Here is a 13,982-nt window from a genome sequence, read left to right as displayed (position 1 = left end):
AACCGATTAGCAAACCCAAATTTTATAATTCGGTTCAAGACTTTAACTTAGCCGATTCAAATCTCCCGCATGGATCAGCTGTTCAGTAAGCTTAGGAAGTACGAAATTATGATCAGAAAGGTGGCCAATAACCACCTGCAAGGAGAATACCAGTCTCTTTTCAAAGGATCCGGTCTCGAATTTGATGACCTCAGGCCCTATCAATACGGGGATGACGTGCGGACGATCGAGTGGAAAGTGTCTGCAAAAGGCCACGGAACATTTGTCAAGACCTTTAGAGAGGACAAAGAGCAATCGGTCTATTTTCTGCTGGATATTTCAGGCAGTCAGGACATCGGCCAGCAAGGCAACAAAAAAATCGACCAAGGCAAGCTCATTGCGGGAGTATTGACTCTAGCAGCAGTCTATGAGGGAAGCCAGATCGGACTGATTTCTTATTCTGATCAACAGGAAAAATTGGTCCTGCCTGCAAAAGGAAGCAAACAGGGTGTCAAGATCATTCGGGGAATCTTTGACCACGCCAACAAGAGTCTGAAAACAGACCTAAACGGAATGTTCTCATTTGCCCTCAATCTGATCAAAAAGCGAAGCATCATCATCGTCATCTCTGACTTTATCGATCAGGACTACGAGCGGTCCTTCCGCGCCTTGGCGGAGCGGCATGACTTGGTGGCCATTCAGCTTACCGACCCCAGAGAATCGGCCCTCCCGGCCCTGGGGATCATTCCAATCTTCGATAAGGAACGAGGCAAGACGACTTGGGTCAATACAGCTTTTGGAAGCTTTTCCAAAAAAATATCAGAGACCTTTACCATCGAGCGGGAATATCTAAAGGAGCTTTGCAAAAAGAACCAGATCAACTACCTAGCGTTGGACACGACTCAGGACATTGTCTCGCCATTAATTGACCTATTCAAGTACCGAAACAAACGAATGAAGCGTGGGTAAAATCGGTATTTTACTTCTTTTTCTGGGATTGAGCTTCTCGTCCTTGGCTCAAAGTGTACAGATAGAAGGCTATTTCAGCCAAGATTCTGCACGGCTGGGTGAGCGGGTCGGGTTTGTCCTGAAGGCCCGCTATCCGGAAGCCACCCAGTTGGTCTTTCCCGACTCAACTTATGACTTTTCCCCCTTGGTTTTGCTGGAAAAGAAAACCTTCATTTCCCAGACAAGCGAAGGAGTCACGCTCGACAGCACCATCTATTTCGTATCCAACTTCTCCCTGGAGCCGAACATTTATCTTTCCCTCCCTGTCTACGAGCTCAGCCGATACGACAGCGTCACGCACTTTTCCAATGAAGCGGAACTGAAATTGAAACTGACGCTAGACTCGATTCCCGAGCAGCCGGTATTTCAGGACAACAATATCTATCAGCCGATTGAGCGCAATTTCAACTGGCTCTTGGCATCCTTGATTGCCGGAGGAGTGATCATCCTGCTTGGAGGCTTGGTCCTGCTTTTTGCGAAGCGCATCAAAGGTATTTTCAAGAAAAACCGCGAAAAACTCCGTTGGATTCAGTTTGAACGGAAATTCAAAAAAATGTCCGGGCTCCTGGCGCAGAACCCTGCTCTCGGGCTGGCCGATGAGGTCATTGGCCTGTGGAAAGGGTACATGGAATCGATCACAGATCTTCCTGTTCAAGAGTGGACTTCCAGCGAAATCGCCGAGGCATTGCATGATCAGGAAGTCTTCAAAGCACTGCGGGCGATCGATATGATCATCTATGCTGGCAAAGAAGCCAAAACGGAAGAGACGACCAACTACCTGCTGGAAGTGGCCAGGACAAAATATCAGGAAAAACTAACCCAAATCAGAAATGAGAGAGCAACTCGCTGAGTTCTTTAGCTGGTCTTGGTTTTTGCCGGAGACATTCAAAACCTACGAATGGGAAAACCCAATCCTGCTTAATTTACTTTGGATGATCTCGGTTTTGATCCTGATCCGAAAGGGCATCAAATTCCTTAAAAACCCTGTTCTGGAGCTTTCCCTGCCTAAACGCATTGCAAAGGGAAACCCCTGGACCTACCTGCGTCTGATCCCAACGGGCTTTTTCTTCCTGGCTTTGATCCTGATCGTCGTCGCCCTCGCCCGTCCACAGCGCAGCAACGAGCGCGTAGAGCAATACACCGAAGGCATCGATATCCTTCTGGTGCTTGACATCTCGGAGTCCATGGATCTGCAGGATTTCACTCCCAATCGTCTCGAAGCCGCGAAGAGCACGGCAATCGACTTCATAAACGGGCGATTTGGAGACCGCATCGGGATGATAATCTTTGCCGGAGAAGCTTATTCGCTAGCTCCACTGACCAACGACTACGAGCTGCTGACCTCGATGATCGCGGAGATCTCCTTTGATATGATCGAGCCAAAAGGTACTGCCATCGGCTCGGCAATTGCCGCCGGCACCAACCGGATGAAGGAGAGCGACACGCCGTCCAAAGTCATGATTTTGCTCTCTGACGGGGAAAGCAATGCCGGAAACGTAGATCCGCTCTTCGCGGCACAATTAGCTTCTGCCTTTAACATCAAAATCTACACGATCGCCGTCGGGAAAGACGGGATGGTTCCCTACGGCACCGACTTCTTTGGAAGGCCGCAGATGGTAGAAAGCTATCTGGACGAAACAACCCTGCGGGAAATCGCCCGGGTGGGAAACGGGGAATTTTACCGAGCATCGGACGGAGGCACGTTGGAGCAGATTTTTGAGCGAATCAACACCTTGGAAAAAGCGGAGATCTTGGAAAACAGATACAAGGAAACCGCAGACTATTACCGGGTATACCTGTTCTGGGCCATGTTGTTTTTCTTAGTCTGGATGGGTCTGAAGAGTACTTTCTTCAATAACTTCCTGTTGGACTAGCCAAATCCAGAATGCCAAAACTATCAGGAAATGGCTGACATAAATCAGGATTCCACGATAAAAATGTCACAAAAAGTCCAGTGAAAGAACGTCACTTTTGGGAAAATCCCCGCCAGTGATGCTTTCTCCAGATCTTATCCGCAAGTACAATCAGCCCGTTCCGCGATATACCTCCTATCCGACCGTTCCGTACTGGGAAAACAACCTCGATCCTTCTAACTGGGAGTATTTGGTCAAAAAGGCTTTCAACCTGACCGGCAAAAAGAACGGTCTGACGCTGTACATTCATTTGCCTTTCTGCGAAAGTCTCTGCACCTATTGCGGCTGCACCAAGCGAATTACGAAAAATCACAGCGTAGAAGTCCCCTATCTTGAGGCTGTCCTCGGGGAGTGGTCGCACTACTTGGAGCTATTTGGGGAAAGTCCAAAAATCTCAGGCATCCACTTTGGCGGAGGCACTCCGACGTTTTTTTCACCCCAAAATCTTTCTCTTCTAATTTCCGAAATCCTGAGCTCAGCTGAGGTCCTTCCTGATGCCGAGTTTAGTTTTGAGGGACACCCCAACAATACGACGTTTGACCATCTTGACCAACTGGCCAAATTAGGATTTGACCGGGTGAGCTACGGCATCCAGGATTTTGATCCGCGTGTCCAGCAGGCCATCCACCGGATTCAGCCCTTCGAAAAAGTCAAAGAAGCGACAGACAATGCCCGAAAACTGGGCTACTCATCGATCAATTTTGACCTGATTTATGGACTGCCTCATCAGACCCTGACTTCGCTGGCAGCAACTTTTGATAGAGTGGGCCAACTGCGCCCAGAGCGGATTGCCTTCTATAGCTATGCGCATTTACCGGCAGCATTTCCTGCTCAGCGAGGGTTCGAATCCCACCTTCCCAAAGATCAGGAGAAGAGGGCGCTCTATGAATCGGGTAAGGAAATGCTGATCCAAATGGGCTACGAGGAGGTGGGAATGGATCATTTTGCTTTGGCAGATGACCCGCTTTGCGCAGCGAAACGTGATGGAAATCTCCACCGAAACTTCATGGGCTACACGACCTCACCTTCAGAGATGTTGATTGGATTGGGAGCTAGCAGCATTAGCGACATCGGACTTGCTTTTGCCCAAAACGAAAAAAACATCGAATCCTACCTCGAGCTTATCCAGAAACGCCATCTCCCCATCGTCCGGGGACATGTCCAGACTGAGATGGACCGGGCCGCGAGAAAACTGATCATGGAGTTGATCTGCCGGGAAAAAGCAGAAATTCCCGACCCTATCCTAGATGAACTTCTTCCAGAAAACCTTCAAAATCTTGTCCTATTGGAGGAAGATGGTCTGATCACCAAGACCGGATCTGTGCTGACGGTGACCGCCGAAGGCAAAGCACTGGTCCGAAACATCTGTTCACAGTTTGACCTCAGAATGAATGCCTCTAAGGCGCAAAAAGCGTTCTTCAGCAATGCGATTTGATCAGTGGCACATGGTGATTTCCACTTGCTGCGTACCGTAATCAAACACAGCCAACTCAGGACTAAACCCGGGAATACCCAGTCCCAGCCCACGGAAGACCATCAACACTCCAATGAAAACCCCGAGATAGGGAATGATTTTCTGAACTTGTTGACGACGAATTGCCGGTAATAAGTTTCCAGACACCATCAATCCAAGCAGCATCGGAATCGTACCAAGTCCAAAGAAAAACATGTAGGCGGCACCCAAAACTGGGCTCTGCATCCCTATCGCTACCACCAGTGCCATATAGACCAGCCCGCAGGGAAGGAGTCCATTGACCAGTCCGGTGGAGAAAAAAGCGAACTTACTTCCCGACTTGAGGTACTGGGCAAGCTTTCTTTTGATCCAAGTCACTGCTCCTGAAAGCGCAGAAATCGTCAATATTCTGTCTGCCTTCTGGTAGCTCAGCGAAAAAAGTACAATCAACAGCCCCGCCACAATTGAGACACCCTGCTGAACTCCCGCCAGTGAGAGCGAGAACCCAATACTCCCCACCAGCAGTCCCAGTCCCGCGTAAGTGAGACTTCGACCCAGATTGTAGATTATTTTGTTGAAAAGAAAGGTTTGACCTCCCTTTCCTCCGACAGCCAGCGCAATGGGGCCGCACATTCCAACGCAATGGAATGAACTCAAAAATCCCAGAGCCAAAGCTGTCCAGATCATCAGAGGTCGATTTTCTTCTCTTGGTAAAACTCTACTCCATTTTCGGCCCAAGTCATCTGAACTCTCCAGTATCCGGACTTCAACTTATCAAGCGGGATGGTCGTCTTCCCTTCATCCGTAATATCCAACAGGAACTCCTGATCCAATCTTGCATCCGAAGGTCGAAAAAGCTGGATATTCCCTTTGGTGCCTACTGGCAAATCCAACAGTAGAGCCTTCCCCTGGGCATCAAAAACCAAAACTTCCCGCTCCAATCCTGCAGTTGCCTTTTCGCGCTCGATTTGATCTTGATATTTGATCTCCTTCTCATAATAATTCTCAGCGACCAAATGAATATCATCCTGCCTCACTGATATCACCACCAACGTGATCATAAACCCTACGAAAGCAATGATCGTTATCAAAATTCCCTTTCCCCAATCCATCCTGTCTTACTGTTTTAGAGCTCCCACCGGAGCCATGAAGTTTGTTTCTATTTCGTCAAATTCCTCTCCGTGATTCAAGAGTTGCAGCGTGACTTTCTCTTGAGGCACCTTTACATCAGCTTGGTTTCTCACGAGAAAAAAACGGCCTTCAAACTTGGTCTGCGGCGCCAATACCCATTCCTTGGCTCCCACAATCTCAACATCCATTCCGTCCGCCAGCACGTCAATTTCTACCCGCTGCTGCTCGAAAGTCTTGTTGATCAGCGTAATGTTATAGAGATTTGAAACCCTGCCAGCCTCTCTTTCCTGATACGTCATGCCTGGAAAACGGGTGACCGTTCCCGCCAACTCATCTCTCGTGGCGATCAGTGCGACAAACGCGCCCAGCAATACGACCAGCACTAGGCTGAATCCCCTGACTCGTCCGGTGAACAACTTTTGAACCCCGCCCTTCACACTGTTTTCCGAGGCATATCGGATCAGACCGGTAGGTCGCTCCACCTTGACCATGACTTCGTCACAGGCATCGATGCAGGCGGTACAGTTCACGCATTCCATTTGGGTACCATTTCGGATATCGATTCCGGTTGGGCAGACTTGGACGCAGAGTCCACAATCCACACAATCGCCCTTGGCTGGCTCTTCAACTACATTTTTTCGTATCGGCCCTCTGGGTTCTCCCCGGATATAGTCATATATGACGTTGATACTGTTGTCATCCAGAAGGACGCCTTGAAGGCGGCCGTACGGACAAACGACGATGCAAGCCTGTTCCCGAAACCACGCGAATACAAACATGAAGATTCCCGAAAACGCCAGCACACCCGTGAACCCGGCGATGTTTTCCGAGGGCGGGCGCGTCACGATCTCTCTCACCTCATCCACTCCTATCAGATAAGCCATCACCAAATGGCCGATAAGCAAGGAGATAAATGCAAACACGGTCGTTTTGAGACCTTTCTTCCAAATCTTTTCTCCAGTCCAGGGAGCCTCATTCAACGTGCGTTGTTGATTAGCATCGCCTTCGATCAGGTATTCGATTTTTCGAAAAACCATCTCCATAAACAGCGTCTGCGGACACGCCCAACCGCACCACACTCTTCCAAAAACCACTGTAAAGAGGATCACGAAGACAAACAAAATTAGAAGCAGAAAGATCAAAAGGATCGTATCCTGAGGCCAAAAAACCGCTCCGAAGATGATGAATTTCCTCTCGAAAATATTGAACAGCATGTACGGCCGACCATCGATTCGGATGAAGGGCCCAGCAAACAACACCGCAAGCAGCACCCAAGAAAGGTACGTCCGATAGCGAAAGTAAAAGCCTTTGACCTTTTTCGGATAAACCCAGTTTCGCTTGCCGTCGTCGCCGACGCTCGCTAAGGCGTCCCGAAATGTTTCCGGATTCAGATGGGGGTTTTGATTTTTCTTGGCCATGGGGTAATCGAAATACTGCCGGGGAATGACTCCCGGACAGTAACCTAATTAGATTGACGCTACGACTGCAGTAGTATCTGATGCTGGTGCCGGCTCGGCCGGAGTCGCAGAATAGGGTTCGCCCTGAGGTGCTTTCGGATTGGCAGGCGTGGTACCTTTCAGCGTCAAGATATAAGACGACACTTGCTGCATTTCCTCAGGACTTAGCTGATCCTGCCAGGGAATCATCCCCTTTTCGATCACTCCAAATTTGACCACTGTGAAAACATCCTTGATCGATCCGCCATGGATCCAATAGTCATCTGTCAGGTTCGGTCCGACTCCCCCTCCTCCATCAGCGGCATGGCAGGCCACGCAATTGGTTTCGAAAAGCGTCTTCCCTGCGCTGATTGCCCCTGCAGACTCATCGAATACCACGGTATTTTCATCTATACCTGCGGCTTGAGTAGCTTTTCTTTCGACGGCAGCTATCGCTTCCACACGAAGTTCCTCTTCGTACTCTTCCACACTCGTAGGGCCATTTCCCAAGACGGTGAAGTGAACAAAATAGATCACCGCAACGACGACAGTACTCACGAACACCCATTGCAGCCAAGGCGGCATGAAGTTGTCCAGCTCGGTGATTCCGTCATACGAGTGATCGCTCATCAATTTGGCTTTCTCTTCCTTTCCTCCTGCCTCATCTACTTTACCGGTCACATAACGTTCCTTGAAGCTGTCCCACCAAGACGGCTCATTCGCGAGACTTGGATTCTCTTTGCGAAGCACCGCGGACATGAATGACATGAGATACGCCATCAGAATCAGCAGCAGTACGATAACCAACAATACGACTCCCAACAGGACAAGCAGCGTCAGCTGACTGGAATCCATCGCCTGTAACTTGGCATACCAATGGGTTTCGGAAGATTGGGCAAACAGCGGAAATACCGTCAACCCGAAGAGGGCGAGTAGTGAAAATGCTTTTTTCATGGCTTTTTTTTTTTTGCATCGTCGTCATCCAATGGCAGAGACTCCATGTGTTCGATGTGCGCTTTGGGAGTATTCACTACCCAGATAAACATCCCCACGAAGAATAGCAGAAAGAGGATCAGCGAGAGGATCGGATAGATCTCAATGTTGTCGATAGATCTTAGAATTTCTTTATACATGGCTTCAGGATTTATCAGTTAGTGGCGGTTGGTTTTTGCTTGATATCAGTCCCCAATCGCTGGAGATAGGCAATCAGAGCTACTATTTCTGTATTTGGAGCTACTTCTACCCCGGCATCTTTCAGGTTTGCGACAACTTTGGCTGCCTGTTTTTCATAGTCAGCGGTCGCCTGCTGATCGAAGCCGACCGCATAGGGCACTCCCAGTTTTTGAAGGGTTCTGATTTTGGCAGGCAAATCAGATATATCCAGCACATTGGTCGTCATCCATGGATATGGAGGCATCAAAGAGCCGGGAGACATAGACCTGGGATCTGTCATGTGATGATAGTGCCAGCTGTCGGGATACTTTCCTCCCACTCGATGCAGATCCGGCCCAGTTCGCTTCGATCCCCATAGAAAAGGTCGGTCGTAGACATATTCCCCGGCTTTGGAGTATTCTCCATAGCGCTCAGTTTCGGATCGGAAAGGCCGGATCATCTGAGAATGGCAACCCACGCAGCCATTGGCGATGTAGAGATCTCTGCCCTCCAGTTCGAGTGGAGTATAGGGCTTCACTGCTGAGATTGTCGGTACATTAGACTTAATCAATATGGTTGGTATAATCTCGATGGCACCACCGATGGCGATGGCGAGCGTAGCCAAAATGGTAAAGAAGATCGGCTTTCTCTCCCAGGCTCTGTGCCAAAATTCACCGGAAGGATTGTAGGCTTTTGCCAAAGCAGGAGCTTGATCTTCCTCCGTTTCCTGAAAGACCCCTTGCTTGGAAGTCATCCACATGTTGTAAACCATGATCACAGCACCACTCAGGTAGAGCAGACCACCAAAGGCTCTGAGCATGTACATCGGAACAATCTGAATGACGGTCTCGAGGAAATTAGGGTAGGCTAGGCGGCCGGCTTCATTGAATTCTTTCAACATCAGAAACTGAGTCAAACCGGAAACATAAAGCGGAAGCGCGTAAAAGACGATCCCCAAGGTCCCAAGCCAAAAGTGTGTATTGGCGAGTTTGGTCGAATAGATCGTGGTTTTAAACAATCTAGGCCACATCCAGTACAGCATCCCAAAGGTGAAAAATCCATTCCAACCCAAGCCTCCGATGTGCACGTGACCTACGATCCAGTCTGTGTAGTGAGCAATGGCATTCACATTTTTAAGCGAAAGTAAAGGACCTTCGAAAGTTGCCATTCCATAGGCAGTGACCGCAACAACCATGAATTTCAATACCGGATCTACTCTCACCTTGTCCCAAGCTCCTCTGAGCGTGAGAAGACCATTGACCATCCCACCCCAAGAAGGGGCCAACAGCATCACCGAAAACGCGGTACCCAGCACCTGTGCCCACTCCGGCAGAGCCGTATAGAGCAAATGGTGTGGTCCTGCCCACATGTAGATGAAAATCAAAGACCAAAAGTGGACAATCGAAAGCTTATAGGAGTAAACCGGTCTGTTGGCAGCTTTGGGAAGAAAGTAGTACATCATCCCCAGAAATGGCGTTGTCAAAAAGAATGCAACCGCATTGTGCCCATACCACCACTGTACCAGTGCATCCTGGACGCCTGCATAGGCAGAGTAACTTTTGAAGAAAGTCACAGGAAGTTCGAAAGAATTGAAGATGTGCAACACCGCAACTGTCACGATCGATCCAAGGTAAAACCAGATCGCCACGTACATGTGCCGCTCTCTGCGAGTGATCAATGTCCCGATCACATTCGCTCCGAAAGCAACCCAAATCAGTGCAATGGCTATGTCAATCGGCCATTCCAACTCGGCGTATTCCTTGGAGGTCGTCAGTCCGAGGGGCAGCGTAATAGCCGCGGCAACGATGATCAATTGCCAGCCCCAGAAATGAACCCAGCTGAGCATGGTGTTCCACATGGGCGTCTTCAACAACCTCGGCATCGAGTAGTAGACTCCCGCAAAGATGGAATTTCCTACGAAAGCAAAGATGACGGCGTTCGTATGCAGTGGTCGAATCCTGCCAAACGTCGTGTAGGGGTTGCCGAGATTGGCTTCGGGCAAGAACAACTGTGTGGCGGCAAGGAGCCCCACCAGCATTCCGACCAGACCCCAGATAATGGTCGCCGCTCCGAAATATTTGACAATTTTGTTGTCATACTGGAACCGTTCCAAAGTAGAATCATTCATGTGATTTGGATTTTTTTGGTTGATCTTTTATTGACTTTTTTGGCTGGCTTTCAAATAGTATCCGCACTGATGGCGTATAGTCGTCGTCAAACTGCCCGCTTTTGTTCGCTCTGAAAAAGAGGAATAAAAACGTCACAGCGAGTAACAGACTGATTCCGATGAGAAGAAAAATGACTTCCATTTTAAGGGTGATTTAGATGAATGAGTCCCTTGCGGATTCCCATGAAATTTGTCGCCAAGGTGGTAAAAACCACTACGGAAATACTACTCAGGGGCATCAGAATCGCACACAAAACAGGACTCAGAAGGCCTTGAATCGCCAGACTTAAGCCCAGAATATTGTATAAAAAGCTGAGTCCAAAACTCGCCTTGATGATCAGTCTGCTGTCTCTTGCAAAGCCAAGGAAAGCCGGGATTTTAGAGAAAGACTCAGCATCCAAGATCGCGTCGCTTGCCGGAGAAAAATGGCTGACCCGGTCCGTGATCGCAACCCCTACCTGACTTTCCTGCAGCGCACCTGCATCGTTGAGTCCATCTCCAAGCATGAGCGTATTTTGCCCTTGATGATTGAGTTCTTTCAGGTAATTAAGTTTGTCGACGGGACTTTGATCGAAACTAAAATGAAGATCTGCAGAAAGCTGTCGGCCCAAGGATTCCTGTTCATGTCCCTGATCACCTGACAGCACGTGGAGATCAAAATCTCCCGATAGCTTTTTTACCACTTCAGGAGCGCTCTTCCGCAGCCCCGACTGGATATGGAAGTAGCCCAGATCAACTCGTTCTGTACTCAAGAAAACATAATTTCCGCTTTCCACATGTTCCATTTTCTTTGCCGAGGCAAAGTCTCTCGAGCCCAGCCGAAACACCTGATCTTTGTACACAGCTTCTATTCCCTCTCCTTTCATCTCAAGGACTTGCTCCAGATCTGCCGAATTGACATCGGATAGCCAAAGCCTGATTCGGTTGCTCAGCGGGTGAGTGGAGCGTTCGACCATTCCCTTGACAACGGCTTTGGTCTCCGCCAAGAGAGGCTCGCCCAGATAGTGGATAGATGCATTCGCAGGATCGGTCAAAGTTCCTGTTTTGTCAAAAACCACCGTATCGATCAAAGCAAGACGCTCCACCACGGAGGCATTTTTTAGATAAAACTTTCCTTTTCCGAAGATCCGTAATGCATTCCCCAAGGTAAATGGCGTGGACATCGAGAGCGCACAGGGACAAGCCACGATCAAAACGGTGGTAAAAGACTTGACCGCAAGAGAGACGTCTGTGCCGATCCAGAAGCTGAACGCAACAACAGCAATGGCTAAAACGGTCCAGGTAAACACGCCTGAGATCCGATTGGCCAAGGGTTCCAGGAGTTGCTTTGGAGACTTATCAAAAGATTCATTGTTCCAAAGATCAGTCAGATAGCTCTGAGAAGGCGATTTCTGAATGGTCAAGTTAATGGGGTCGCCCTTCTGTCTACCTCCGGCATAGATCAGTTCACCCTTACGCTTGGGTACTGGCACTTCTTCGCCTGTCACGAAGCTGTAGTCAATACTTGCTTTCGCGCTCAGAAGCATGGAATCGGCAGGTATCAGTTCCTCGTCTCTTACCAAGACCACATCGCCAACCCGTAGTTTAATTAATGGGATCACTTCTTCACCGTCTTTGGAAATACGGGTCACCGCGACCGGAAAATACGCTTTGTAATCTCTATCAAACTCAAGTGCGGCAAAAGCCTTTTCTTGGTATATTTTCCCAAGAAGCAAAAAGAAGAGAAGTCCGCCCAAACTGTCCATGTAGCCGGCATTCCCCTGCATGAAAATTTCCCAAAGAGAGTATAAAAACAAAGCAGCTATCCCCAACACAATCGGCACATCCATATTGGCCGTCCGTTTTCGGACAGCGTTCCAAGCAGACAGATAGTAGTCGCTTGCAGCATAGAGAACCACCGGGAGCGAAAGAAGCACGTTGAGGTAATCAAAAAGTCCCTTGAAGCCTTCCCCCAATAACTCCGCTTCTGAAAAGTATTCCGGCATGCTGAAAAGCATCATATTGCCAAAGCAAAATCCGGCAACAGCGAGCTTGCTGAGCGTTTTCTTGTGTACTGCGTTTTTAGACTTTTGGTCAAGGTCCGAAAGGCTGATGCTGGGTTCATAACCCAACAGCGAAAGGAGATTGACTGTTTCTTTTAGGCTGAGTTTTTCGTGCAGGAACTTGAGCTGAACCTTCTTTCTGACAAAATCAACGCGACTTCCTACAATGGTTGCATTAATTTGAAAGAGGTTTTCCAGCAACCAAATACACGATGCGCAATGGATCTGTGGAATATAAAATGTGACGTGACTTTCCCGCTCATTTCTAAAATCCATGAGTTGTTTGATCACATCCGGATCATCGAGGTAGTCGAGTCTATTTGCTAATTTGGATTTTGCCTTCTGACTCTTGCCGGGACTGCTCTCCAGTTGATAGTACTCACAGAGGTCATTTTGTGCTAACACCTCATACACCAGCTTGCAACCTTGACAGCAAAAGGATTTTTCTGCAAAACTGACAAGCTCCAGCTCGCAGTCTTCCCCGCAATGGTAGCATTTGGATCGAAGCTGTGTGTGAAAGTCTGGGTTCATTTTTAGTAGGTTTTTTACACCTATTTATACAAGCGTTACTAGCGATGGCATGCAGATTTTTGTCAATCCTTTAAGGGGATAGGTAAAATGACATTCCGACATCCCAAACTTTCCTTCTAGAAAACTGGAAAAGTACCTCGGCTAGATCTGCCTGATAATTCTTGGTTGTGACCAAGAGAGTGCAATTATGGTCGATTCCATAGGAGCAAAAATCTCCAATGTTCACAAAATTGAATTTGATAAAACTCGTCTCCTTCGTCGAGGAAGCAACAAGCTCAATGACTTCCTGCTCCTCCCGTATTTTTGATTTTGGAATAAAACTCGGCGAAATAATCGTCGCTTTACTGTCTTGGATCGAGTTGCCAAAGAGCCTAATGAAATTCTTAATCAGCTCCGTAGAGTTGGAAGTCCCGTCGTAATGGAACAGTAGGTGGCCCGTTGAAAAATGAGGTGAAAAGAGGAGAAACGGTATGGCACCACCCTCACGCTCAAATGGCTTGGGCAATTCAAGCTGTTGGAGCCAAGTGAGCGTCCCAGATAGATCTGCTGTAATAAGCGAGGGGCTTTCACCAGCGGTGAACCTATTTTCAGTAAATGAAGGGACAAAGGGTTCGGGCACCTCCTTGCCATAAAACTCCCCAAGCACTGCCTCGGGAAGTTCAAACCTCTGGATGTAGGGGGAATTCAGCTCCATGATCAAAAGTATACTCAAAAATAAATCTTGATTTCTCGAAGAGTCCTGACGGATGCGGGTACCGAAGTATGATATAAATCAGGTTAACTGATCCCTTCAAAAACAGCAAGAGAAAAAAGCGACACACCCTCATAAATCGCTCTCGTGCGCGATTCACGTTTAAAAAAAATCCATGATGTGTTTATCCCCTTGATTTACAGCATTTTAACAAGGCATGGAATACCCGGACACATTTCTCCCGGTGACGAGTCGTTTTCTAAAAAAAAATATTGATCGGTCAAGACAAAAATTATTGGACACGGAATTAGGCTGAGCTAATCTTACCAGAAAGGTCTAAACGCAAAAAACCCTTTGGAATGAACCAAAAGGTTTGCAATAATATGGCGGCGACCTACTCTCCCGGGTGTAACCCCAGTACCATCGGCGCTGCAGGGCTTAACTTCTCTGTTCGGGATGGGAAGAGGTGGGACCCCTGC

Annotated in this window: 13 protein-coding genes and 1 rRNA gene; 4 read left to right on the top strand and 10 right to left on the bottom strand. The window is 48.3% G+C overall.

All coding sequences use genetic code 11. From position 1 onward, the window contains the following. Positions 1-69 precede the first annotated feature (69 nt). The 4 genes from G459_RS0121205 to hemN all read left to right on the top strand — a co-directional run bounded on the left by G459_RS0121205 (position 70) and on the right by hemN (position 4,335). Entirely contained in the window at positions 70-948 is an 879-nt protein-coding gene (locus tag G459_RS0121205; RefSeq protein ID WP_026969421.1) for a DUF58 domain-containing protein, read from the top strand. After that, positions 941-1,837: a hypothetical protein gene (locus G459_RS0121200; RefSeq protein WP_026969420.1), complete on the top strand. Its 897-nt coding sequence runs from the start codon at positions 941-943 to the stop codon at positions 1,835-1,837. The genes G459_RS0121205 and G459_RS0121200 overlap by 8 nt, the downstream gene beginning before the upstream one ends. Then, positions 1,818-2,861 carry a vWA domain-containing protein gene (locus tag G459_RS0121195; RefSeq protein ID WP_026969419.1) on the top strand — a complete coding sequence of 348 codons (1,044 nt, stop codon included), beginning with the start codon at positions 1,818-1,820 and terminating at the stop codon, positions 2,859-2,861. Before G459_RS0121200 ends, G459_RS0121195 begins: the two co-directional genes overlap by 20 nt. Before the next feature lie 118 nt (positions 2,862-2,979). Next, positions 2,980-4,335: an oxygen-independent coproporphyrinogen III oxidase gene (gene hemN, locus G459_RS0121190; RefSeq protein ID WP_035456605.1), complete on the top strand. Its 1,356-nt coding sequence runs from the start codon at positions 2,980-2,982 to the stop codon at positions 4,333-4,335. On the opposite strand, the gene G459_RS0121185 is transcribed toward hemN, so the two are convergent. The 10 genes from G459_RS0121185 to rrf form a co-directional block, all read right to left on the bottom strand. Then, a complete protein-coding gene (locus G459_RS0121185; RefSeq protein ID WP_026969417.1) occupies positions 4,336-5,040 on the bottom strand; it encodes a sulfite exporter TauE/SafE family protein in 705 nt (234 codons plus the stop codon). Further along, the gene (locus G459_RS0121180; protein WP_026969416.1) at positions 5,040-5,465 is read right to left on the bottom strand and encodes a FixH family protein; all 426 of its coding nucleotides are present in this window, start codon (positions 5,463-5,465) and stop codon (positions 5,040-5,042) included. The genes G459_RS0121185 and G459_RS0121180 overlap by 1 nt, the downstream gene beginning before the upstream one ends. Before the next feature lie 6 nt (positions 5,466-5,471). Continuing rightward, positions 5,472-6,902 (bottom strand): cytochrome c oxidase accessory protein CcoG, encoded by a 1,431-nt coding sequence (gene ccoG, locus G459_RS0121175; RefSeq protein ID WP_026969415.1) that lies wholly within the window; start codon positions 6,900-6,902, stop codon positions 5,472-5,474. Between the two features lie 48 nt (positions 6,903-6,950). Continuing rightward, entirely contained in the window at positions 6,951-7,874 is a 924-nt protein-coding gene (locus G459_RS28180; RefSeq protein WP_035456603.1) for a cytochrome c, read from the bottom strand. Continuing rightward, positions 7,871-8,053, bottom strand: coding sequence for a hypothetical protein (locus tag G459_RS0121165; protein ID WP_026969414.1), 183 nt, complete (start codon positions 8,051-8,053; stop codon positions 7,871-7,873). Before G459_RS0121165 ends, G459_RS28180 begins: the two co-directional genes overlap by 4 nt. 14 nt (positions 8,054-8,067) lie before the next feature. Beyond that, positions 8,068-10,200, bottom strand: coding sequence for a cytochrome-c oxidase, cbb3-type subunit I (ccoN, locus tag G459_RS0121160; protein WP_026969413.1), 2,133 nt, complete (start codon positions 10,198-10,200; stop codon positions 8,068-8,070). Next, complete coding sequence (gene ccoS, locus G459_RS0121155) at positions 10,193-10,381, bottom strand: cbb3-type cytochrome oxidase assembly protein CcoS (protein WP_026969412.1); 189 nt, start codon at positions 10,379-10,381, stop codon at positions 10,193-10,195. Before ccoS ends, ccoN begins: the two co-directional genes overlap by 8 nt. A gap of 1 nt (position 10,382) precedes the next feature. Further along, positions 10,383-12,812 (bottom strand): heavy metal translocating P-type ATPase, encoded by a 2,430-nt coding sequence (locus G459_RS0121150; RefSeq protein ID WP_026969411.1) that lies wholly within the window; start codon positions 12,810-12,812, stop codon positions 10,383-10,385. 70 nt (positions 12,813-12,882) lie between these two features. Next, positions 12,883-13,524, bottom strand: coding sequence for a restriction endonuclease subunit S domain-containing protein (locus tag G459_RS0121145; protein WP_245588223.1), 642 nt, complete (start codon positions 13,522-13,524; stop codon positions 12,883-12,885). A gap of 360 nt (positions 13,525-13,884) precedes the next feature. After that, positions 13,885-13,982, bottom strand: a 5S ribosomal RNA gene (gene rrf / locus G459_RS0121140); the annotation flags it as partial.

The organism is Algoriphagus terrigena DSM 22685 (assembly GCF_000429445.1).
GTDB lineage: Bacteria > Bacteroidota > Bacteroidia > Cytophagales > Cyclobacteriaceae > Algoriphagus > Algoriphagus terrigena.
Note: the sequence above shows the minus strand (reverse complement) of the source record. Positions and strands in the feature narration are given on the sequence as shown.

What these genes read in the sequence shown, in the direction of transcription:
- ccoN (WP_026969413.1), bottom strand. Translation starts at nt 10,200, where the DNA reads ATGAATGATTCTACTTTGGAACGGTTCCAGTATGACAACAAAATTGTC.
- ccoS (WP_026969412.1), bottom strand. Translation starts at nt 10,381, where the DNA reads ATGGAAGTCATTTTTCTTCTCATCGGAATCAGTCTGTTACTCGCTGTG.
- hemN (WP_035456605.1), top strand. Translation starts at nt 2,980, where the DNA reads ATGCTTTCTCCAGATCTTATCCGCAAGTACAATCAGCCCGTTCCGCGA.
- G459_RS0121205 (WP_026969421.1), top strand. Translation starts at nt 70, where the DNA reads ATGGATCAGCTGTTCAGTAAGCTTAGGAAGTACGAAATTATGATCAGA.
- G459_RS0121150 (WP_026969411.1), bottom strand. Translation starts at nt 12,812, where the DNA reads ATGAACCCAGACTTTCACACACAGCTTCGATCCAAATGCTACCATTGC.
- G459_RS0121195 (WP_026969419.1), top strand. Translation starts at nt 1,818, where the DNA reads ATGAGAGAGCAACTCGCTGAGTTCTTTAGCTGGTCTTGGTTTTTGCCG.
- G459_RS0121180 (WP_026969416.1), bottom strand. Translation starts at nt 5,465, where the DNA reads ATGGATTGGGGAAAGGGAATTTTGATAACGATCATTGCTTTCGTAGGG.
- G459_RS0121165 (WP_026969414.1), bottom strand. Translation starts at nt 8,053, where the DNA reads ATGTATAAAGAAATTCTAAGATCTATCGACAACATTGAGATCTATCCG.
- G459_RS0121185 (WP_026969417.1), bottom strand. Translation starts at nt 5,040, where the DNA reads ATGATCTGGACAGCTTTGGCTCTGGGATTTTTGAGTTCATTCCATTGC.
- G459_RS28180 (WP_035456603.1), bottom strand. Translation starts at nt 7,874, where the DNA reads ATGAAAAAAGCATTTTCACTACTCGCCCTCTTCGGGTTGACGGTATTT.
- ccoG (WP_026969415.1), bottom strand. Translation starts at nt 6,902, where the DNA reads ATGGCCAAGAAAAATCAAAACCCCCATCTGAATCCGGAAACATTTCGG.